Origin of the sequence: Maribacter forsetii DSM 18668, assembly GCF_000744105.1 — a bacterium.
GTDB lineage: Bacteria > Bacteroidota > Bacteroidia > Flavobacteriales > Flavobacteriaceae > Maribacter > Maribacter forsetii.
On sequence record NZ_JQLH01000001.1, the window covers coordinates 2,806,841 to 2,829,415 of the forward strand.

Annotated in this window: 21 protein-coding genes; 11 read left to right on the top strand and 10 right to left on the bottom strand. The window is 35.1% G+C overall.

The annotated features are described in order from the left end of the window. Nucleotides 1-39: 39 nt before the first annotated feature. The gene (gene rpmH / locus P177_RS12050; RefSeq protein WP_036155072.1) at nt 40-201 is read right to left on the bottom strand and encodes a 50S ribosomal protein L34; all 162 of its coding nucleotides are present in this window, start codon (nt 199-201) and stop codon (nt 40-42) included. Between the two features lie 267 nt (nt 202-468). Here rpmH and P177_RS12055 point away from each other — a divergent pair, with 267 nt between their 5' ends. Next, nucleotides 469-984, top strand: a complete 516-nt coding sequence (locus tag P177_RS12055; protein WP_036155074.1) for a hypothetical protein — start codon at nt 469-471, stop codon at nt 982-984. A 2-nt stretch (nt 985-986) separates the two neighbouring features. Here P177_RS12055 and P177_RS12060 read toward each other — a convergent pair whose 3' ends face one another. Both P177_RS12060 and P177_RS12065 read right to left on the bottom strand, forming a co-directional pair. Next, on the bottom strand, nt 987-1,943 hold the full coding sequence (locus tag P177_RS12060; RefSeq protein WP_036155077.1) for a lytic transglycosylase domain-containing protein: 957 nt from the start codon (nt 1,941-1,943) through the stop codon (nt 987-989). A gap of 66 nt (nt 1,944-2,009) precedes the next feature. Further along, a complete protein-coding gene (locus P177_RS12065) occupies nt 2,010-2,660 on the bottom strand; it encodes a hypothetical protein (protein WP_036155079.1) in 651 nt (216 codons plus the stop codon). A 189-nt stretch (nt 2,661-2,849) separates the two neighbouring features. Between P177_RS12065 and P177_RS12070 the strand changes: the two genes are divergently transcribed. After that, complete coding sequence (locus P177_RS12070; RefSeq protein ID WP_036155081.1) at nt 2,850-3,146, top strand: GNAT family N-acetyltransferase; 297 nt, start codon at nt 2,850-2,852, stop codon at nt 3,144-3,146. A 35-nt stretch (nt 3,147-3,181) separates the two neighbouring features. Here the strand turns inward: P177_RS12070 and mtaB are convergent, their stop codons facing one another. The 3 genes from mtaB to P177_RS12085 form a co-directional block, all read right to left on the bottom strand. Further along, complete coding sequence (mtaB, locus tag P177_RS12075) at nt 3,182-4,510, bottom strand: tRNA (N(6)-L-threonylcarbamoyladenosine(37)-C(2))-methylthiotransferase MtaB (RefSeq protein WP_036155083.1); 1,329 nt, start codon at nt 4,508-4,510, stop codon at nt 3,182-3,184. An 85-nt stretch (nt 4,511-4,595) separates the two neighbouring features. Next, nucleotides 4,596-5,771 carry a GlmU family protein gene (locus tag P177_RS12080; RefSeq protein ID WP_036155085.1) on the bottom strand — a complete coding sequence of 392 codons (1,176 nt, stop codon included), beginning with the start codon at nt 5,769-5,771 and terminating at the stop codon, nt 4,596-4,598. Between the two features lie 143 nt (nt 5,772-5,914). Further along, nucleotides 5,915-6,187, bottom strand: coding sequence for a type B 50S ribosomal protein L31 (locus P177_RS12085; protein WP_036155087.1), 273 nt, complete (start codon nt 6,185-6,187; stop codon nt 5,915-5,917). A gap of 182 nt (nt 6,188-6,369) precedes the next feature. On the opposite strand from P177_RS12085, the gene P177_RS12090 reads away from it, so the two are divergent. From P177_RS12090 to P177_RS12105, 4 genes are read left to right on the top strand one after another with little or no spacing between them, the layout of a single operon-like run. After that, on the top strand, nt 6,370-6,891 hold the full coding sequence (locus P177_RS12090) for a DUF4199 domain-containing protein (RefSeq protein WP_036155089.1): 522 nt from the start codon (nt 6,370-6,372) through the stop codon (nt 6,889-6,891). Between the two features lie 46 nt (nt 6,892-6,937). Beyond that, a complete protein-coding gene (locus P177_RS12095) occupies nt 6,938-7,897 on the top strand; it encodes a glycosyltransferase family 2 protein (RefSeq protein WP_036155090.1) in 960 nt (319 codons plus the stop codon). Nucleotides 7,898-7,940: 43 nt separating this feature from the next. Beyond that, nucleotides 7,941-9,650: a phospho-sugar mutase gene (locus tag P177_RS12100; RefSeq protein WP_036155092.1), complete on the top strand. Its 1,710-nt coding sequence runs from the start codon at nt 7,941-7,943 to the stop codon at nt 9,648-9,650. Beyond that, the gene (locus tag P177_RS12105; RefSeq protein ID WP_036155094.1) at nt 9,650-11,476 is read left to right on the top strand and encodes an ABC transporter ATP-binding protein; all 1,827 of its coding nucleotides are present in this window, start codon (nt 9,650-9,652) and stop codon (nt 11,474-11,476) included. Before P177_RS12100 ends, P177_RS12105 begins: the two co-directional genes overlap by 1 nt. An 84-nt stretch (nt 11,477-11,560) precedes the next feature. Here the strand turns inward: P177_RS12105 and P177_RS12110 are convergent, their stop codons facing one another. Continuing rightward, nucleotides 11,561-12,145, bottom strand: a complete 585-nt coding sequence (locus P177_RS12110; RefSeq protein ID WP_157486550.1) for a hypothetical protein — start codon at nt 12,143-12,145, stop codon at nt 11,561-11,563. Between the two features lie 139 nt (nt 12,146-12,284). Here P177_RS12110 and P177_RS12115 point away from each other — a divergent pair, with 139 nt between their 5' ends. The 3 genes from P177_RS12115 to P177_RS12125 are packed head-to-tail and all read left to right on the top strand — an operon-like array spanning nt 12,285 to nt 13,797. Continuing rightward, on the top strand, nt 12,285-12,827 hold the full coding sequence (locus P177_RS12115; protein ID WP_036155098.1) for an RNA polymerase sigma factor: 543 nt from the start codon (nt 12,285-12,287) through the stop codon (nt 12,825-12,827). 33 nt (nt 12,828-12,860) lie between these two features. Beyond that, complete coding sequence (locus P177_RS12120; RefSeq protein WP_036155100.1) at nt 12,861-13,367, top strand: hypothetical protein; 507 nt, start codon at nt 12,861-12,863, stop codon at nt 13,365-13,367. Then, nucleotides 13,360-13,797, top strand: coding sequence for a hypothetical protein (locus P177_RS12125; RefSeq protein ID WP_036155102.1), 438 nt, complete (start codon nt 13,360-13,362; stop codon nt 13,795-13,797). Before P177_RS12120 ends, P177_RS12125 begins: the two co-directional genes overlap by 8 nt. On the opposite strand, the gene P177_RS12130 is transcribed toward P177_RS12125, so the two are convergent. Further along, complete coding sequence (locus P177_RS12130) at nt 13,798-14,820, bottom strand: WD40/YVTN/BNR-like repeat-containing protein (protein WP_036155104.1); 1,023 nt, start codon at nt 14,818-14,820, stop codon at nt 13,798-13,800. Nucleotides 14,821-14,975: 155 nt separating this feature from the next. Between P177_RS12130 and P177_RS12135 the strand changes: the two genes are divergently transcribed. Further along, nucleotides 14,976-16,190, top strand: a complete 1,215-nt coding sequence (locus tag P177_RS12135; RefSeq protein WP_036155106.1) for an RsmB/NOP family class I SAM-dependent RNA methyltransferase — start codon at nt 14,976-14,978, stop codon at nt 16,188-16,190. Nucleotides 16,191-16,270: 80 nt separating this feature from the next. On the opposite strand, the gene P177_RS12140 is transcribed toward P177_RS12135, so the two are convergent. After that, nucleotides 16,271-17,863, bottom strand: coding sequence for a zinc-binding metallopeptidase family protein (locus P177_RS12140; RefSeq protein WP_036155108.1), 1,593 nt, complete (start codon nt 17,861-17,863; stop codon nt 16,271-16,273). 167 nt (nt 17,864-18,030) lie between these two features. Continuing rightward, nucleotides 18,031-18,549 (bottom strand): winged helix-turn-helix transcriptional regulator, encoded by a 519-nt coding sequence (locus tag P177_RS19815; protein WP_084684682.1) that lies wholly within the window; start codon nt 18,547-18,549, stop codon nt 18,031-18,033. Nucleotides 18,550-18,824: 275 nt separating this feature from the next. On the opposite strand from P177_RS19815, the gene purL reads away from it, so the two are divergent. Next, nucleotides 18,825-22,538 carry a phosphoribosylformylglycinamidine synthase gene (gene purL, locus P177_RS12150; RefSeq protein WP_036155110.1) on the top strand — a complete coding sequence of 1,238 codons (3,714 nt, stop codon included), beginning with the start codon at nt 18,825-18,827 and terminating at the stop codon, nt 22,536-22,538. Nucleotides 22,539-22,575 lie beyond the last annotated feature (37 nt).

A 22,575-nucleotide genomic window follows, 5' to 3' on the forward strand; every position in this document is an offset into this window, starting at 1 on the left:
GAAAAGTAACACCTAAATATTTTTAAAACAATGAAATCATTATTTTTTATGGCTTGGTTCAGAGGAAACAGTTAATTTCTTTCTTCCTTTTGCTCTTCTTCTTGCAAGAACTTTTCTTCCATTAACGGAAGCCATACGCTCACGAAAACCGTGTTTGTTCTTTCTTTTTCTCTTTGATGGTTGAAACGTTCTCTTGCTCATCGCCTATATAATTAAATGCTTTGTATTAATTTTGAAATTTGCCCTTTTCATTGGACGGGTAAAACTGGGCGCAAATATACAAAGAGTTTTTGCTTTAGCAAGGGTTATGAAAAAAAATATTTTTATAAATCCGTACGTCACAAAACGAAGCTTTTGATTAATTTTGCCCGAATTGAAATTTAGCGCTGTAATCGCTTTATTTTAATAGGGTTTCAATAAAAACCAAAAAGCTTTTTTAACCATCAATTAGATTAATAAACTTAAAATATGTTCAATAAAAATTTAAAATTAATCATAGCCGGACTCATAATCGCCTATTCTGTGTATCAATTTATAGAAGGTAATATTGGAAATGGCATATTCTTAATCTTGTTATCCTTAATTTTTATCTTTCTTTATTTTAGAAACGAGATTATTCTTTTAGCTTTTTTAAGAATGAGAAAGCAAGATTTAACCGGAACTAAAAACTGGTTAGATAAAATTAAAAATCCTGAAGCGGCATTAACTGTTAAACAACAAGGATACTACAACTACCTACACGGCATCATTTTTTCGCAAACCAATTTAACCCAAGCAGAGAAGTACTTTAAGAAAGCCCTTAAACTTGGATTAACGATGGATTACGATGTTGCTATGGCTAAATTAAGCTTAGCAGGTATATCAATGCAAAAACGCCGTAAGAGAGAAGCAACTATGCTACTAAACGAGGCTAAGAAATTGGATAAAAATAATATGTTGACGGATCAAATTAAAATGATGCAACAACAAATGAAGAAAATCTAATTCTATTTAGTTTCTCTATAATATCCTTTATTAGGAATTTCTATAGTATACTTTTTACGAGAATTATTATTTAAATGCGCCTCTCTCAACCAAGGATTGTGGCGCTTTAAAATTTTATAGTTGATTTCATATTCTTGCGCAAAATCAGCAAAGTCACTAACTGGTTTATCTATTTCAACATTGAATGTCGGTACCGCTTCGTACATATCTTCTTTCTCGATATGAAAACCATACTTTTCTGGATTAGACAAGATTTCTTTGATTGCCATAATTCTAAATACATATCTACCAGTTTCACTACCAAGTAACAAATCCCAGTAATTATCTACTTGCTGAATACCCATATATTTATTAATAGCTCCAGGACCTGCATTATAAGCTGCCGCGGTTAAAGCCCAACTACCATATTTATTTTTCCACCTATTCAAGTATTTACAAGCCACCTCTGTAGACTTTTCTAAATGGTAACGCTCATCTACGTTTGAGTTCACTTCTAAACCATACTCTCTACCTGTTTCTCGCATTATTTGCCAAAAACCCGTTGCACCTGCTGGCGAAACTACATTTGTTAAACCGCTTTCTGCTACAGCTAAATACTTAAAATCATCAGGAATGCCATTTTTTGCTAAAATTGGCTCAATGATAGGAAAGAATTTATTTGCTCTTTTAATCAATAGAACTGCATTAGATTGCCAATACGTGTTTACCAAAAATTCGCGATCTATACGCTCCAATATTTCAGGATCTGACTGAGGAACAACTTCTCCTGCAAAATTTAAATTCTCTGGTATATCTATAGATGATATTTTATATGCTTTAGCTACATTTTTCTGAACACTATCATTTACAACAACTTTGTCATTACTAGCAATACTATCCGTATTTCCCACAGCAAATATCAATGTACCCGCAACAAATACCACACCCAACAACATCAATATATTTTTAATAGTCTTCATGAATTTTATCTTTATATTTTATTTCTAACAACTTTCTTGTCTTTCAAAGGTATATATAGAACTATTTTATTCCAAAATAATTGTTGCCAAGTTCTCGTTAAACCACTTTGCCCTATGTATGATCATGGTATGAGTACCGTTGGATACAGGAATACAGTTACTAATATTTTCTATAGGAAAAACGGTATCTTTTACGCCATGTATATGCACTAACTTCTCACATGGTACCTCTTGCTTCCAATTTACCAGCTCGTTTATAGACCAATCTATATAACCTTTGTCTCTTACGGATAAATACTTTTCATATAACGAAAGACGCTTGGTTACACTTTCACCAAAAGCATACTTTGCCAATAATTCTACATTATTGACCAAACCTGTTGGAAGAAGTTTATGCACACTCGTATATCTTGCGAACAACATACGTTTTGGTAACTCATACCTTGTTTTTACGCTAGAAATAATTATCACCTTTCTAACATCAATGAAATTAGTCATTTCTTGAACTAGGAGCCCTCCCAAGGACACCCCTAGCAACACCACGTTCTTATGCTGTATTTTACTACACATATGTTTAGCATATTCACTAAACGAAATACCCTTTGTAGGAATATTCCATTCTAGCAAATGAAGCTTAAAACTTTCATCTGGAAGTTTGATATACTCAAAAATAGCAGGACTTGCTGCCATACCAGGCATACAATACACATGAATCATAATAGCTAGTATAGTTACGAAACGTAGTAAAAACTAGGAAATTAAGTAATTTTTAACTACTTTTGTAAGATAATGCGAAAAACTCAGGTATTCACATGAGTTATATTCTGTACGGCATTTATTAAAGACTAATTACGATATGAGAACATCGTAATTTTTTTGTCTAATAACAACACTAAAATTATCTATATGAACGATGTTATCATTAATGACAATTCTTTTCTGCGTCAATTCGAAACTACCGTAAATGGTCATTTAGCCAGAATTGAATATTCTTCTCAAGAACGCAAGGTATTCCTTACCAAATTAGTTGTTCCAGAAGAAATTACAGATGAAGCTTTCAGAGAAAACTTTATCAAAGCCGTTCTAAGTATTATTCAAGAAAGAAATCTTAGAGTTGTTCCAACAAGTCCTCATATAGCAGGATTTCTTCGTAAGAACAGGAGACAGTACAAAGAGATGTTACCAATTGGTATTCGAATCTAAAAAATTTAAAAGCCTTTCAATTGAAAGGCTTTTTTTTACGCTTCTATTTTTTCATTTACAAATTCGAATCTCACTAATCCATCTGCATCAATCTCGGTAAGCTTTACTTCATGCAATGTGTTTACTAATTCTGGATTCCATGGAGATTTCACTTTTACGTAATTCTCGGTAAACCCGTGAATATACCCTTCTTTATTTTCCCCTTCAAACAACACCGTTAATTCATTTCCAAGCTGACTCTCATAAAATGCGCGTCTTTTCTTTACTGATAGTCCACGTAACATTTTACTCCTTTTGCTCCTTACCTTATTAGGCACTACGCCATCCATAGTAGCAGCAGGGGTATTATCTCTTTCTGAATACGTAAAAACATGCAAGTAGGAAATATCCAAATCATTCAAAAAATGATACGTTTCTAGAAAGTGTTCTTCGGTTTCTCCCGGAAACCCCACAATTACATCAACACCAATACAGCAATTTGGCATTACCTCCTTGATCTTTTCAACCCTTTCTTTATAAAGATTGGTCATATAGCGACGCTTCATCAACTTTAGAAGATCATCACTTCCACTTTGTAAAGGAATATGAAAATGGGGTACAAAAGTTTTACTTTGAGAAACAAACTCAATTGTCTCATTTTTTAATAGATTGGGCTCTATAGATGAAATACGCAAACGATGAATACCATCTACGTCATCTAATGCTTCAACCAATTCTAAAAAAGTATGTTCATGCTTTTTATTACCAAACTCACCTTTACCGTAGTCACCTATATTTACTCCGGTTAAAACAATTTCTTTAATTCCTTGCTCAGAAATATCCGCAGCATTTTTTAAAACATTTTCTAAAGTATCGCTTCTAGATATACCACGTGCTAACGGAATTGTGCAATAGGTACATTTATAATCGCACCCATCTTGAACTTTCAAGAAAGCTCTTGTTCTATCTCCAATTGCATAACTACCAACGTAAAAATCAGCATCGGCTATTTCACAAGAATGAACCTTGCCGTGATCATTTTTGGTTAAATCATTTATGTAGTCAGTGATTTTAAATTTTTCCGTTGCACCTAAAACCAAATCAACCCCATCAACATCGGCTAATTCTTCTGGCTTTAATTGTGCATAACAACCAACGGCAGCCACAAAAGCATCAGGATTTATCTTTTGTGCTTTTTTTACAATAGTTTTAAATTTCTTATCGGCATTATCGGTTACAGAACATGTATTAATTACATACATATCCGCTTCTTCTGAAAAATCTACCCTATCAAACCCCTCATCTGCAAAACTACGGGCTATGGTAGAAGTTTCTGAAAAATTCAACTTACACCCCAAAGTGTAAAAAGCCACCTTCTTCTTCATCTCATTAATCTATTTGAATGCACAAAAATAATTAAACTAAACTCAGCCATAAAATTCCAATTCGCTGAATTTCAGACTTTACTATTTAATACTTTCTCCATTTCTTTGTTAATTCGAAAACGTGGGTTAGAATATCAGCTTCAACTTCATCAAACTCCACCCCTCTTCTAGCCATCATTACCTTTGCGGCATCAAATGCTTTTGCTGGCTGATATGCCGTAAACCCAGACGCTCCGCCCCAACTAAAACTTGGAACAAAATTTCTAGGAAATCCTGGAACATATATATTGGAATTCACCCCAATTACCGTTCCCGTATTAAACATGGTATTAATAGCGGTCTTACTATGATCACCCATCATAAGTCCGCAAAACTGTAATCCCGTTTGCTCAAAACGCTCTGTTGCGTAATCCCACAAACGGACTTTAGCGTAATTATTTTTAAGATTGGAATTATTGGAATCCGCCCCAATATTACACCACTCTCCTAGTACGGCGTTCCCTAAATAGCCTTCATGACCCTTACTTGAATATCCAAAAATGACGGAATTACTTACTTCACCGCAAACTTTACTATAAGGTCCAATAGTAGTAGCACCGTAAAGCTTACCTCCCATTTTAATTATAGCATTATCACAAAGCGCTAAAGCTCCACGTATAAGACTACCTTCCCAAATTTCAGCATTCTTTCCTAAATATATAGGTCCGTCAGTAGCATTTAAAATACTAAATTCCACCTTTGCTCCTTCTTCTAGGAATATACGCTCTGGGTGAATCAATTGATTTGTTTCTGAAATAGGTTGACTTTTTCTTCCTTTGGTGATAAAATCGAAATCAGACTGTAAGATATCTGCATTTTTATCGAAAATATCCCAAGTATTATTGATTTGAACCAAATCATTTTTGAATTCTATATCAGTAAAATTACTAAACTCATCAGAATTTCTAACCGATGCACTAGAATAAGCTACTATTAAATCACCTGACTTTACTACCTCATTCTCTTTTAACGAATGAATTGTTTTTATTAAACTAATGGACGGTAAAACCGATGCATCTATGAATATATTTGAATCTTCTAATTTAACCGGATACTTAATACTCAAATATTCTTCAGTTAAAGAAGTTACGGAGGCCTTTAAATAAGCTTCCCATCGTTCTTTCAAAGTCATTATACCCACACGAATTTCAGAGACCGGACGCGTAAACGTAAAAGGCAAAAGATGATTCCTACGAGGACCATCAAAAAGAATAAAGTTCATACAAGATGATTTTTTTCAAAATTAATAAATAACCCTAAAGCATCTATACATTATAGATAACTTCCTTTATTTAAAAGTTAAATGCAAAAGAAACGCCTTCGAAAATTTCGAAGGCGTTATATTTATTAGAAGAAATGAAAATACTATTCTTCTTCTTTTTTCTCTTCTTTAACAAATTTCTTGTACTTGTTCTTGAACTTATCGATACGACCAGCTGTATCCAATAATTTAGATTTACCAGTGTAAAAAGGATGAGAAGTTCTTGAAATTTCCAACTTAACTAATGGATATTCAACTCCGTCAACTTCTAAAGTCTCTTTAGTATTCGCTGTTGATTTTGTTAAAAATACCTCTTCATTAGACATGTCCTTAAAGGCCACGATTCTATAATTTTCTGGGTGTATGTCTTTTTTCATTTTAAAAACTTTAACGCACCCATTCCGACGGGCACTCATTTTAAGGCTGCAAAAATAGTGAAATTCTACAAACAGACAATTACAAAACTAAAAAAAATATTAAAATTTAATTTTATCACTTTTGTAACATAATATCTCAATAGCATACTAATATACAAAACAACCTAAAATCACTATATATCATGGAAGAAAATCAACCTAAAACAGGAAAATTTGCACTGAATTACGGTTTACTCACCGGACTAGTTGGAGTCGTATTCGGAGTAATGCTATTTGTAATGGAGATGCATTATGAACAAAGTGCTGCTATACAAATAACCCAAACTTTAATTTTAGCTGCAGGTATCATTTTTGCAATCATTCAATTTAAAAAAGCGGGCGGCGGATTTTTAAGTCTTTCCAATGCTTTAAAGGTTGGAGCTGGAGTAGCATTAATAGCCGCCATAGTAGGGCTTCTATATTTCTTCATATTATCTAATGTAATTGAACCTGGCTATTTAGATAAGGTATATGAAATTGGAAAAATTAAAGCAATGACAGATAATCCTAGCCTAACTGAAGAACAAGTTGACCAAGGTATAGAAATGCAAAAAGGATTTGCCTGGATTATGTATCCTGTCGGTATTGTAATTAATGTACTTATCGGATTATTCTTCTCCTTAATCACCGGTTTAATCTTGAAAAAAGAAGAAGCTGCTTATTAATGCTAAGTAATTGTAGTATTTTTGGAGACAATACCAGAAGTCGCGCATGCAATTATCAATAGTAATTCCTTTACTTAACGAAGAAGAGTCACTTAAAGAACTTCATGATTGGATTGTATCTGTAATGCAATCCAATCATTTTTCATATGAAATACTCTTCGTTGATGATGGTAGTACAGATAATTCTTGGAATATCATTTCAGAATTATCCAATGAAAATCCTTCGGTAAAAGGAATTCATTTTTTACGTAACTACGGAAAATCGCAAGCATTACATGCCGGTTTTAAAGCCGTAAGCGGAGATGTTATTATCACTATGGATGCCGATTTACAAGATAACCCTGAGGAAATTCCGGAGTTATATGATATGATAACCAATGAAGGCTATGAATTGGTATCTGGATGGAAAAAAAAACGGTACGACTCTATCATTTTTAAAAACACGCCTTCAAAATTATTTAATTGGGCAGCTAGACGCACATCTGGAGTGCGACTTCATGATTTTAATTGTGGCTTAAAAGCATACACAAAAGACGTTGTCAAAAACATTGAAGTCTCTGGTGAAATGCATAGATACATACCTGTGCTTGCAAAAAATGCAGGTTTTTCTAAAATTGGAGAAAAAGTCGTAAAACATCAAGCTCGTAAATACGGTAAAACAAAATTTGGAATGGAACGTTTCATTAATGGATTTCTAGATTTATTGACCATTTGGTTCGTATCTAGATTTGGTAAACGACCTATGCACTTATTTGGTGCGTTAGGCGTTTTAATGTTTTTAATCGGGTTTGGCTTCGCCATCTATTTAGGTATTGATAAGTTATTCATCAACAAGTTTGGAAGATTAATTACAGACCGCCCACAATTTTATATTTCACTGATAGCCATGGTGATAGGAACTCAGTTGTTCTTAGCAGGGTTTATAGGGGAAATATTAATACGTTCTAAAAAAGAAGAAAAAAGATATATCGTTTCAGAAGAATTAAACACAGCACTTTTAGAATAGTAAAATTCTTACTAACTTAAATGCACATAAAACTATAAACCAAATGGATAACATCCTTGATACCGCTAAAACCTGGTTAACCGATTTTTTCGACCCAGCTGTAAAAAAAGAAATTGAACACCTTATCGCTAACGACAAAGAAGAACTGAGCGACCGTTTCTATAAAAATATGGAATTTGGTACCGGTGGTATGAGAGGCGTTATGGGCGTAGGTACAAACCGTATTAACAAATACACCTTAGGTAAAAGCACACAGGGTCTTAGCAACTATTTAAACAAAGTCTACAAAGGCGAGGAAATTAAAGTAGTTATCGCTTTTGATTGCCGTCATAATAGTGACACGCTTGCAAGAACGGTGGCAGAAGTCTTTTCTGCCAACAATATTAAAGTTTACTTATTTTCAGATTTACGTACTACTCCAGAACTTTCGTTCGCAGTAAGACATTTAAATTGTCATGCAGGTATCGTATTAACGGCATCACATAATCCACCAGAATACAATGGTTACAAAGTATACTGGACAGACGGAGGACAAATTGTACCACCACAGGATGGAGAAATTATTTCTGAAATTAATTCTCTTGATTTTGAAGATATAAAATTCAGCCCCAACGATAGCCTTATCGAAGTAATAGATAAAGAAGTTGATGAAGCTTTTATTTCCCAATCTGTTGCAGCAGGTAATTTTAATGCCGCTGGAAAAGATGACTTTAAAATTGTCTTCACCTCATTACACGGAACTTCAATTACCGCTATTCCAGAAGTATTGAAACGTGGCGGGTATGAAAATGTAACTATCATTGAGGAACAAGCTAAACCTGACGGAAATTTCCCAACCGTTAAATCTCCCAATCCAGAGGAATCAGAAGCACTTTCTATGGCGGTTAAAAAAGCCGAAGAGATTGGTGCAGATATGGTTGTGGGTACAGATCCAGACAGTGACCGTTTAGGTATTGCCGTTCGTAATCTTGATGGGGAAATGGAAATTGTTAACGGAAACCAAGCTATGGTTTTGATGACAAAATTCCTTCTAGAAAAGAAAAAAGAAAAAGGATTTAAAGGCAATGAATTTATTGCGACTACTATAGTTTCTACCCCAATGATGGAAGCTATGGCCAAGGCATACGGCGTAGAGTTTAAAACTTCTCTTACCGGATTTAAATGGATCGGTAAAATGATCAAAGATTTTCCAGAATCTGAGTTTATTGGTGGTGGCGAAGAGAGCTTTGGTTATATGGTAGGTGATTTTGTACGCGATAAAGATGCGGTTACCTCTACCCTATTGGCATGTGAAATTGCTAGTCAAGCAAAAGCTAATGGTAGTTCTTTCTACAAAGACTTAATTCAATGTTATGTTGATTATGGCTTCTACAAGGAACATTTAGTTTCTATTACCAAAAAAGGAATTAGCGGTGCTGAAGAAATTAAGCAAATGTTGAAAGATTTCAAGGAAAACCCTGTAGCATCTGTAGCGGGTTCTAAAGTAAAGTGGATTGAAGACTACAACACTTCAATTGCTAAAAACGTTTTAACTGGCGAAGAGAAAACTATTGATATTCCAAAATCCAATGTTTTAATTTACGAAACTGAAGATGGAACTAGAATAGCAGCAAGACCAAGTGGAACAGAGCCAAAGGTAAAATTCTACATCAGTACAAATACCAAATTAGAAAAAACTGAAGATTATAAAAAAGTGGCTGCAGAACTTGAAAATAAAGTCAAGAGTATTCTTGCTGAGCTTAATTTAGCTTAATGAACTATTTCAAAAAGATTCTTCGCTTTGCGAAGCCTTACAAGATATATGCAATTTTAAATATTATATCTAACATCTTTTATGCACTGTTTTCAACATTGGCGATGATTTCATTATTTCCAATGTTGACGGTGTTATTTGATAAAACAGAAGAAGTATACACTAAACCGAAATGGAATGGCATATCTGAATTAAAAGATTACGGTATAGATTATCTAAACTATTTTGTAACGGAAAGAAGTAAAGATAGTGACCCTGGAGAAGTGCTAATGTTCATGGTTGGTATAATTATCACTATGTTCCTTCTAAAAAACCTTTTTAACTATCTAGCTATGTATTTCATTACGTTCTTACGTAATGGCGTACTTAAAGATTTACGTAACGAACTCTACGACAAGACTGTAGAATTACCTATTTCCTATTATTCTGAAAAGAGAAAAGGCGATACTATAGCCCGTATCACCTCTGATGTGCTAGAAATTCAGCATTCATTTTTGTCCATTTTAGAGCTGATTGTCAGGGAACCGTTAACTATAATTTTTACAATTATAGCCATGCTCTCTATTAGTCCGAAATTGACTTTGTTCGTTTTTCTATTTCTTCCGCTTTCGGGTTTTTTGATTTCATTAATCGGAAAATCGTTAAAACGAAAATCTGACAAAGTTCAAAGTGAGCAAGGTTACTTTCTATCTATTCTTGAAGAAACCTTAGGAGGATTGCGAGTTATAAAAGCTTTTAATTCGGAATCTGTATTTGCAAAGAAATTTCAAGCTTCAACTAAACGTTTTTTTAATTTTTCCAATAGCCTGCTAAATCGACAAAATTTGGCATCCCCTACAAGTGAATTTTTTGGTATTGCAGCCATTGGCGTAATTCTATGGTATGGCGGACAAATGGTTTTGGTGGAAAAAACTCTTGAAGGCAGTTTGTTTATTACTTACATGACTTTGTCATATCAAATATTAACTCCTGCTAAGGCTATAAGTAAAGCTTCTTACAGTGTTAAAAAAGGTAACGCAGCAGCAGAACGAGTAATGGAAATTTTAGAAACTGATAACCCTATTTCTGAAATTGATAATCCTATAAATCAAGAAACCTTTGATACAGCTGTAAACATTAACAACATCTCTTTTAAATACGAAGATGATTATGTATTGAAAAACTTCAACTTAACTGTTGAAAAAGGGAAAACCGTTGCCCTAGTTGGGCAATCCGGTAGTGGTAAAAGTACCATAGCAAATCTTGTTACTCGTTTCTATGATGTTAATGAGGGTGATATTAGCATTGATGGTAACAACATTAAAAACCTTAGTAAAAAGTCTTTACGTGGTTTACTGGGGTTAGTTACACAAGACTCTATCTTATTTAATGACACGGTTAAAAACAACATCGGATTAGGAAAAGAGAATGCCACTGATGAAGAAATTATTGAAGCTGCAAAAATTGCCAATGCCCATGATTTTATAATGGATTTACCCAATGGCTACGATACCAACATTGGTGATAGCGGTAATAAACTAAGTGGCGGACAAAAACAACGCTTATCTATTTCTAGAGCGGTTTTAAAAAATCCTCCAATCATGATTTTGGACGAAGCCACCTCTGCTTTAGATACCGAAAGCGAGCGCTTAGTACAAGATGCTCTTGAAAAGATGATGAAGAACAGAACTTCTATTGTTATTGCACATAGACTTTCTACTATACAAAATGCAGATACTATTGTTGTACTTCAAAAAGGAGAAATTGTTGAACAGGGTACTCATACAGAGCTTTTAGAACTAAATGGTACGTACAAAAAACTTGTACAGATGCAATCTTTGGTATAAATTTATACTGAGTTATTCCTAAAAATTATACATTAAAAAAGCCATCTTTTCAGATGGCTTTCATATTATATCATTAATTCTTAACTATCGAGCCACTTTAATATCTACAATCATTATTTGACCGTCGTTACTCTTCATTTTAATAGCACCTTTATGTCCTGCTGCATTTTCAAATAAAACAATAGTCGGATAATCTTGAGGACCCATTGCCTCATCTTCATTCTCAATAACTAAATCAATAAGTGCACTTTCGTCGGTTATAGCATCAAATTCCTCAACCGTCATTTGATCTGCTGTATTTTCCATTTTGGTCGTTGTACCACCTTCTATTTGCTCATCTTGAAACAAATCATCAGGGCTCATCCAAAATAAGAAACCAGGATTTGACGGACTCATATCGTACCATGCCAAATCAATTGTTAGTGCAATTTCAGCATCAATTTCATTATAAGTGTATAAACTTCCGGTTATTGTAGAAAAGAATCGTTTTGAGTCCAATCCTTCTGTATCTACTTCAAATTCAACATTTTCATAAAGCATAAAACTAGCAAGTTCTGCAACTTCCTCTTCACTTTGCTCCATAACATCTTCGTCATCATTACTACATGAGATTATAGATAATGTAGATACAAAAAGACACATCAATAAAAAATTTTTCTTTAAAGTCATAAAATTAAGTTTTGGTTTATTTTAGAACGAATAGATTAGTAAAATATTAGGTTTAGATGCAAAAAGCATTAAAACTTAATCAAAAGATTAAACCTTTGTTTAACTTCATAGTCTAAGGATAAACAAACCTCAATTCTAGGTGATCGAAGAGGAAGCATTAGTATTGGATTTAAAAACAAAAAGCAAGCAGGCGCAAGCTTTTGAGGTATTGGTAAATACCTACAAAGAGCGGCTGTATTGGCAAATACGAAGTATTGTATTAAATCACCAAGACGCAGATGATGTTTTGCAAAATACCTTTATTAAAGTTTATAAAAACATAGACGGATTTAAAGGAGACAGCAAACTATTTTCTTGGATGTACCGTATTGCAACTAATGAAGCTTTAAATTTCATAAAAAAACGAGCTAAACTTCAAGGAGTTTCTGATACTGATTATCAAGATAAATTGGTGTCTAACTTAGAAGCAGATGTATATTTTGAAGGTGATGAAATTCAACTTCAACTTCAAAAAGCTATTACAACGCTTCCTGAAAAACAGAAGCTAGTTTTTAATATGAAATACTTTCAGGAGTTAAAATATGAAGAAATTTCAGAAATATTGAACACCTCTGTTGGCGGACTTAAAGCTTCTTACCATTTAGCTGTTAAAAAACTAGAACAGTATTTGAAAGAAGATTAAACCTTTTATACAATTGATTGTCAAACTAGTATCATGAACAAAAACAAAAATAATCCGTTTAAAACTCCAGAAGGCTATTTCGATAGCTTTGAGAATAAATTGATGGATAAATTATCTAAACCAGAAAGCATTATCCCAAAGGATGGTGCATTTAAAGTGCCTGATAATTATTTTGAATCTTTCCATGATACCCTTAAAGGAAAAATTGAGAATGAGCCAAAAGTGATTCCGCTTTTTCCTATTAAAAAAATAATAGCCGTAGCTGCCTCAATTGCCGCTATTGTGCTCATAGCTTTAAATTATAATTGGAATTCTTCAAGTGAATTAACTTTTAGCGATTTGGCGAATGCTGATATTGAAGCCTATTTTGAAAATAATGATTTTGAACTTTCACCATATGAAATTGCAGAAGTATTACCTGTAACGAATACGGAATATTCAGATTTTTTAAGCGCACCTATAGAAAGTGATAATCTTTTAGATTACTTAAATGAAAATGTGAGTGATTTTGATGAACTAAATATTGACTACAATGAATAAATTTATAATTACAATATTCCTATTTGTAACCACCTTCTCTTTTGGGCAGAGAAACCAAGATTGGGAGAAAATAAATACCTTAAAAGTAGCTTTCATTACTGAAAAGCTTTCTTTGAATACCAAAGAAGCCCAGGAGTTTTGGCCTGTATACAATGAGTACCAAAAGAAAAGAAATGCTTTACGTAAAAAAGGTCATCAAGAAATTAGAAGTAAAATCAAAGACTCTGATGCTTTAACGGAAAAAGAAGCCGAGAACCTTTTAGCATTACATATTAAAATTGAAGAGGAAGAAGAAGCTTTGGATACTAATTTCCTTAAAAATGTAAGTACAGTAATTTCGGCAAAGAAAACACTGCTGTTATTAAGATCAGAAGAAGAATTTAAGCGTCAATTAATGAAGCAATATCGCCAAAACAAGGGCGGTAAATAACTACTTAAAGGTTAATTTAGATATACGATTCTTACCAGCAGCATAGGCTATAGTATCATTTTTAAAACGTATAGTAAAAAAAGGCTCCTTTGATAGTTCTTTCCAACTTTTACCCATATCCGATGAATACGATATACCTGTAAAACCTATAGCTACAAGCCCATTTCCATTAGTACCAGGAACAAATTGCACACAACTTTTATAACCCGGGGCAATTCCGTCAGCTACCAAGTTCCAAGTTTTTCCTCCATCTTTGGTAATCGCTTTATTAGCCACAGCATTATTCGGATTTGTGTAATCTCCACCAATGGCAAATCCTAAACTTTCATCATAGAAATCTATGGAATAAATACCCTCTGTTGCTACCGTATTTCTGATGGGAGTTTGATAAGTTTCCCATGATTCACCCTTATCCGAAGAAAACAGAATTCTTCCAGTTGTGGTCGCCATCCAAATAGTATCCCCTATTGTTTTGATATTAGTATTACTTGCCGCAAAAGCTCCTTCACCATCAATACCTTCCGGTAATTGAGAACACGTCAATTTTGTCCAAGTAAGTCCACCATCCGAAGTTATAATAACACTTAAACATCCCTTTACAGAATCTCCTATGGCAATTCCGTCTTTATCGTTCATAAAAGTCATGGCATCATAAAAAACACCTTCTCCCTCCTCTTTATAAACTAGCTCCATTCTACCGTTTTCCCCTGTTTTATAAAGAAGTGCAGGCGACTCAATTGAAAGCATAAAAAAATCGGTATTCGTATGGGCTACTGCCCTAAACGAAGGTACACTAGTGTGGTATTTTTCAATATTCGCACGTACTTTACCAGTGACCAAATCCACAGTACCAAACGTGCCCTTATTTGCAGCGAATGCCAAACTATTACCTATCAGTTCTATAGCCCTAATACTTAAAGAATCTGAATATATGGTTTCAATATCTACCGTATTAAACGTAGTTGGATGCTTACTTTCTGAACATGAACACATCAAAATGACTAAAAGAAAAATATAACGCATAGGATTATGGTATAAAGTTGCTCAAAAATAAATGGAATCGCTTCTAAAACAATACCTTTGCAGCCATAAATTTTTGAAGGACATAAGCCTATCTAATCGATAATCAATACAATGACGGCCTCAAACCTTCTGATAAAGTAATAATAGCTACTCTAATGAAATTACACAGAAATTTGGTGTTTGCCGTAATAGACGCCTTAAACCTCATCTTCAACGAAAACGAATATGCCGATAAGGTGGTTCAAAAAGTACTACGATACGATAAGCGATGGGGCTCTAGAGACCGAGGTTTTATTGCCGAGACCACTTATGAAATGGTACGCTACAAACGTTTATATACTGAAATAGCAGAGGTTAAAGCTCCTTTTAGCAGACCAGATCTTTTTCGTATGTGGGCTGTTTGGGCTGTTTTAAAAGGTATTAAATTACCAGATTGGAAACAGATAGAACCTACACCTGAAAGAAGAATTAAAGGAAAATTCGACGAGCTTTCTCAAATTAGAAAATTTAGAGAAGCTGTGCCGGATTGGATTGATGAGTTATGCGAAAAAGCTTTGGGTGAAAAATTATGGACCGAAGAGCTAGCCAAACTAAATCAGCCTGCAGAAGTAATCTTGCGTACCAATACTTTAAGAACAAACAAAGAAGAATTGCGCAAAGCATTATTGGACGAAAATATTGTTGCCGAACCAATTAGAGGATATGCCTCTGCCCTAAAATTGGTTGAAAGAGCAAATGTTTTTGTTACCCAAGCTTTTAAAAACGGAATGTTTGAAGTACAAGATGCTTCATCACAACTGGTTGCCGAATTCTTAGATGTGGAACCCGGGCAACGTGTAATAGATACGTGTGCCGGTGCCGGTGGAAAATCACTGCACTTAGCTGCATTAATGGAAAACAAAGGGCAATTGATTTCTATGGATATTTACGGCAGTAAATTGAAAGAACTTAAAAGACGTGCCAGACGTAATGGCGCACACAATATTGAAGTTCGCGAAATAGATTCTACAAAGGTATACAAGAAACTTTATGGTAGCGCCGATAGAGTACTTATTGATGCACCCTGCACCGGACTTGGAGTACTAAGAAGAAATCCGGATTCTAAATGGAAAATGAAGCCTGAATTTCTTGATAAAATTGTAAAAACCCAGCACGAAATCATTAGAAACTATAGCAAAATAGTGAAACCTGGCGGAAAAATGGTTTACGCTACTTGTTCTATTCTTCCTCAAGAAAACAGCCACCAAGTGCAGTCTTTCTTGAAGTCTGAAGAAGGAAAAGATTTTACCCTGGTAAAAGATAAAAAGATATATGCTTCTAAAAGCGGCTATGACGGCTTTTATATGGCCTTGCTAGAAAAAAGCATTTAAGCTTTAGAAGTATATAAATTAAAAAAGCCTTTAAATTCTAATGAATTTAAAGGCTTTTTTGATGGATAGTATTCAGTTACCTAATCTTTCAAAGTAGGATATTCAATACCCAATTGCTCCAAATAAGTATCGTACTTTGTTTCGTCGTAATAGTATTTTTCCAATTCTGATCTAAATTGGTCTTGCTTATCCTTGTTCAAATAAATTGGAGGTAAATCGCTTTCAGAAATCATAGGGCGGTACTTTGTCTCTTTTTGCTGTTCGTTATTAAAATAATCCCAAGCACCTTCTAATAAATCTGGCTTCAATAAAAAGTCTATTATAGTCATAGCCTCTACTTTTGCACCTGCTACTACCCCTTTATGGGCAATTGGTGTTGCCATTGTTATGGCGTTACTCCAATGATGCCCTTGCAATCCTGGGATGTTAGATGGATATCGCAACGTTACCGTAGGTACCTTCCAAGATATATCGCCTATATCATCTGACCCCCCACTAATTGGTTCCAAGACCGGCAGTCCTAATTCTGCCAATTCTAGCGGTAAACCTTCTATCTTTTCAGAATTCACTTCTTTTTGCACTGCCTTAGCCAGTTGTTGATCGGCTTCAGACCAATCTGGCAATCCTACTTCTTTTATATTGGAATACATAGTTTCTGCAATGACCTTATTATAATGTCTTGGCCATGCCGTACCCAAAACCTTAGAAGTCATTGTAGTTCCTGTCATCAATGCTGCGCCCTTAGCCATATCATTAGCCATAGCGTACATTTCCATAATTCCCTCATACTTAATATCTCTAAAATAGAACCATACCGCCGCTTTTGACGGTACCACGTTAGGTTGATCACCAGAATCCGTAAAAATAGAATGTGAACGTTTTAAAGGATGTAAATGCTCTCTCTTATAATTCCAAGCAATATTCATTAACTCTGCAGCATCTAAGGCACTTTTACCTCTCCATGGCGAGCCTGCGGAGTGAGCCGCTTCACCATCAAAGGAATATTCTACAGATATTAATCCCGTACCTCTTGTTGGTCCATAAGAAACACCAAGATTATTACCAACATGTGTAAAAATACACATATCAATATCATCAAAACGCCCATCTCTTACATACCATGCTTTAGCAGCCACTAGCTCTTCTGCAATACCTGGCCATACCAGTAAGGTACCACCTATATTTTCGCGTTCCATTATTTTCTTTACCGCAAGGGCCGAAGTTATATTCATAGGTATACCGGAATTATGACCTTCGCCATGACCCGGTGCTCCTTCAACTATTGGCTTGTGATAAGCAACCCCTGGATATTGAGATGCCTTAGGTATACAATCCACATCACTACCCAAAGCAATTGTTGGTCCCTCTCCATTACTCCAAGTGGCGAACCAAGCTGTAGGAATACCAGAAATGGAGTTCTCTATTTCAAATCCGTTTTCCGCTAAAATTCCAGTTAAGTATTTAGAAGATTCCACTTCCTGAAATCCTAGTTCTGAAAAGCTAAAAATCTTATCGACCATAACCTGAGCAAGCTTTTTGTTGTCATCGACCAACGCCGCTACTTCGGTTTTTAATTTTTCAATTTGTTTTTTTGACTTTTTCTGCTTCGCATAAGTAAAGCTTAAGGTGAGTAAACAGCATGCGACTGCTAATAGCGTAGTTCTTTGTTTCATGATGGTTTTTTGAATTAGTTGCTAGAAGTTACATAAATTGATGATTACATATGCATAAACAATCAATTTTTGTCTAATTCAAAACCTAAGTAATCTATTTTAAAATAATACGGATTTTACACGGCATTAAAATCCATATTTGAAAACTTAGAATAATTTTCAAATACCTAAAAAAGTGGTAATTGCTGATTTTGTGGAACTTTTGGAGCTTCCTTTATTTCAGCATCTTTTTTAACCTCCGGAATTTCTTGTGCTTTGGGCGCTTCTTTTACTTCTGGCACCTCTTTTATTTCTGATACCTCTTTTATTTCTGGCTCTTCGTTTATTTCTGATATTGTATTGACTTCTACAACTTCTGAAATTACTACCGTCTCAGCTATTTGGTTCTGTCCCCATTGAGTTATAGCTTCAACAACCGGAAGTAGTGATTTACCTAACGGTGTCAATGTATATTCTACACGTGGCGGAATTTCACCGTACAAAGTACGATCCAAAATACCTGAACGCTCTAAAGATTTTAATTGCTTGCTTAACATCTGCCGATTAATGCCTTCGATTTCCGAAAAAAGCTTATTAAATCTATTGGTACCCTTATTAACGTGATACAGAATAATTGGCTTCCACTTACCACCTATCATTTCCATACCATAATCAAGTGCCTGAGTCTCAATATTTTGTTTCGCCATACTATTTGCAATTTTCCAACAATTAAACTATGCTGTAAATTAATAAACTTAACTTAAGTCTAACAAACATACTATTTATATGTTTATAGTTAAAATCTAATTTTCAGACTTTAAAGTATTGCTTTATAAACAATTTAAAGCCAGCCAATAAAGATAAAACAAAATCTTACTTATTTCATTAACAATTACTGTTTAAAAGTGTTTCAATTTACCGTAAATAGTAGCTAGTAAAGTCTTAATTTTGTAATTCAAAAATCAATACCAGACACACTACAATGATTCACTTTTTTGGGGAACCTAGCAAAAAGGTTTTTGCGGTACAAACCGCTAAGGAACTATCATCTGAAGATATAAGTAAACTTATATGGTTGTTCGGCAACCAACCTAAAATAAATGCGGCGTCTCTTGACGCCTTTTTTGTTGGTCCTAGAGCCGCAATGATTACTCCTTGGAGTACCAATGCCACTGAGATTACTCAAAATATGGGAGTTTCGGGAATTATTCGGATTGAAGAATTTAATGCCGTAGCAGAAGAATTTTCAGGATTCGATCCTATGATTTCTCAGAAATACAGCACATTAAATCAAGAGGTATTCGATATTCATATAGCACCAAAACCTATTTTAAATATTGAAGATATCTCTGCCTTCAACAAACAAGAAGGCTTAGCCCTTAATGATGAAGAAGTTGATTATCTAGAAAACCTGAGCAAGAAATTAGGCAGAAAACTAACCGACTCTGAGGTATTCGGATTCAGCCAGGTAAATTCTGAACACTGTAGACACAAAATATTCAATGGCACTTTTGTCATTGACGGTGAAGAAATGCCTTCTTCGCTATTTAAGCTGATCAAGAAAACTTCTCAAGAGTTTCCAAATGATATCGTTTCTGCTTACAAAGACAATGTTGCGTTTGTAAAAGGACCTAGAGTAATGCAATTTGCTCCTAAAACTGCCGATAAACCCGATTTCTATCAAGAGAAAGAGTTTGACTCCGTTATTTCCATAAAAGCTGAAACGCACAACTTCCCTACTACAGTAGAGCCTTTTAACGGTGCCGCAACTGGTGCGGGTGGTGAAATTAGAGATAGACTAGCTGGTGGTAAAGGTTCTTTGCCTCTTGCCGGTACGGCTGTTTACATGACAGCTTACTCACGTCTAGAAAAAGAAAGACCTTGGGAAAAGGGAATGCAAGAAAGAGATTGGCTATACCAAACACCAATGGATATTCTTATAAAAGCTTCTAATGGTGCTTCTGACTTTGGAAATAAATTTGGACAGCCTCTAATTTCCGGATCGGTTCTGACGTTCGAATATGATGAAGCTTCTACTCCGTTTGAATCTTCTGAAGACAAGACTTCGGCTTCGCTCAGTCACCGTAGGCTGGGTTACGATAAAGTAATTATGCAAGCTGGTGGTATTGGGTATGGTAAAATTGAACAAGCTATTAAAGATAAGCCAGAAACAGATAATAAAATTGTAATTCTAGGTGGCGACAATTACCGTATAGGTATGGGTGGTGCCGCTGTTTCTAGTGCTGATACGGGCGAATTTAGCTCTGCTATTGAACTTAATGCCGTACAACGTTCTAATCCTGAAATGCAAAAAAGAGCTGCCAATGCCATTCGTGGTATGGTAGAAAGTGATGAAAATACCATTGTTTCTATTCATGATCACGGAGCCGGCGGCCACCTGAACTGTTTATCTGAACTTGTAGAAGAAACTGGTGGTAAAATAGATTTAGATAAGTTACCTGTTGGTGACCCTACCCTATCGGCTAAAGAAATTATAGGAAACGAATCTCAAGAACGTATGGGTCTTGTAATCGGTAAAAATGATGTAGACCTCTTAAAACGAATTGCTGACCGTGAGCGTTCACCAATGTATGAAGTTGGTGATGTTACTGGTGACGACCGTTTTACTTTTGAATCTAAAACCAACGGTGCTAAGCCTATGGATTTAGCGTTGTCCGATATGTTTGGTAGTTCTCCCAAAACAGTGATGACGGACAGTACCGTAAAACGCGATTACAAAAATGCAGCGTATTCATTGGAATTTTTCCATGATTACCTGGATGCCGTTCTTCAACTAGAAGCCGTTGCCAGTAAAGATTGGCTTACAAACAAGGTTGACCGTTGTGTTGGTGGTCGAGTTGCAAAACAACAATGTGTTGGTCCGTTACAACTACCGTTGAACAACTGCGGGGTAATGGCTTTGGATTTTAAAGGAAAAGAAGGAATTGCTACTAGTATTGGGCACTCTCCTATTTCTGCATTGATTGACCCTGCTGCAGGTAGTAAAAATAGTATTGCGGAATCATTGACCAATTTGGTTTGGGCTCCGCTTAAAGACGGATTAGCTTCTGTGTCGCTTTCTGCCAACTGGATGTGGCCTTGCAAAAATGAAGGTGAAGATGCACGACTATACAAAGCTGTACAGGCTGTATCTGATTTTGCTATCGATTTAGGTATTAACGTACCTACAGGAAAGGATTCTCTTTCCATGAAGCAAAAATATAAAGATGGTGATGTTATCTCTCCTGGTACCGTAGTAATTTCAGCTGCCGGTAACTGTAGCGATATCACTAAGGTAGTTGAGCCGGTTTTACAGAAAGGTGCTGGTTCTATTTACTACATCAACCTATCTAAAGATAACTTTAAATTAGGCGGTTCTTCTTTTGCCCAAACCAGAAATAGTATAGGTAACGAAACTCCAACTATTACTGATTCGGCTTACTTTAAAACTGTTTTCAACACCATTCAATCTTTAATAAAGGAGGATAAAATAGTTGCAGGACATGATGTTGCTTCCGGCGGATTAATTACTACGCTGTTAGAATTATGCTTTGCAGATATCAATTTAGGTGCTCATCTTGACCTTACAGGTTTAGGCGAAGCCGATACCATCAAAGTTTTGTTCTCTGAAAATGCAGGTATTGTATTTCAATCAAGTGATGATAGCGTTGAAACTATATTGAAGTCCAAGAATATTGATGTCAAAAAAATAGGAACGGTTACTAATGAAGCAACACTTACCGTTAAAAACAACGGTATGGAAATGGGACTTAATATTGAAAGCCTTCGTGACACTTGGTTCAAAACATCGTACTTACTAGATAATCAGCAGACTGCAAACAGTTTAGCAAAAGATAGATTTGATAATTATAAAGTTCAGCCTTTACAATACAAATTTCCAAGTTCAGCAGCTATAACACTACCAAACCGTTCAGAAATTTCAAGTAGACCAAAAGCAGCTATTCTACGCGAAAAAGGAAGTAATTCTGAGCGTGAAATGGCTAATGCTATGTATTTAGCAGGGTTTGATGTAAAAGATGTTCACATGACGGATTTAATCTCTGGGCGTGAGAATTTGGAAGATATTCAATTCTTAGGCGCTGTTGGTGGTTTTTCCAACTCAGATGTATTAGGTAGTGCAAAAGGATGGGCCGGAGCTATTAAATATAACGAGAAAGCAAATACGGTCATTAAAAACTTCTTTGCACGACCAGACACTTTATCCGTTGGTATTTGTAATGGTTGCCAGTTGTTTATGGAATTGGATTTGATTAATCCGGAGCACGAGAATCACGGAAAAATGACATATAACGATTCTCACAAGCACGAGAGTAATTTTACCTCTGTAGAAATACAGAAAAACAACTCTGTTATGCTTTCCTCTTTAGAAGGCAGTAAACTGGGTGTTTGGATTTCTCACGGTGAAGGTAAATTTAATTTACCACAAACAGAGGACAAATATGATATTGTAGCCAAGTACGGTTACGAAGGATACCCGGCAAACCCAAATGGTAGTGATTTTAACACTGCTATGCTTTGCGATAAAACAGGTCGTCATTTAGTAACCATGCCGCATATTGAACGTTCTATTTTTCCATGGAATTGGGCACACTACCCTACTGATAGAAATGATGAAGTTTCACCTTGGTTAGAAGCTTTTAAAAATGCTAAAGTTTGGATAGATAACCAGAAGTAAATACTTTTAAATATATTAAAAAGCAAAAGCTGTGCAC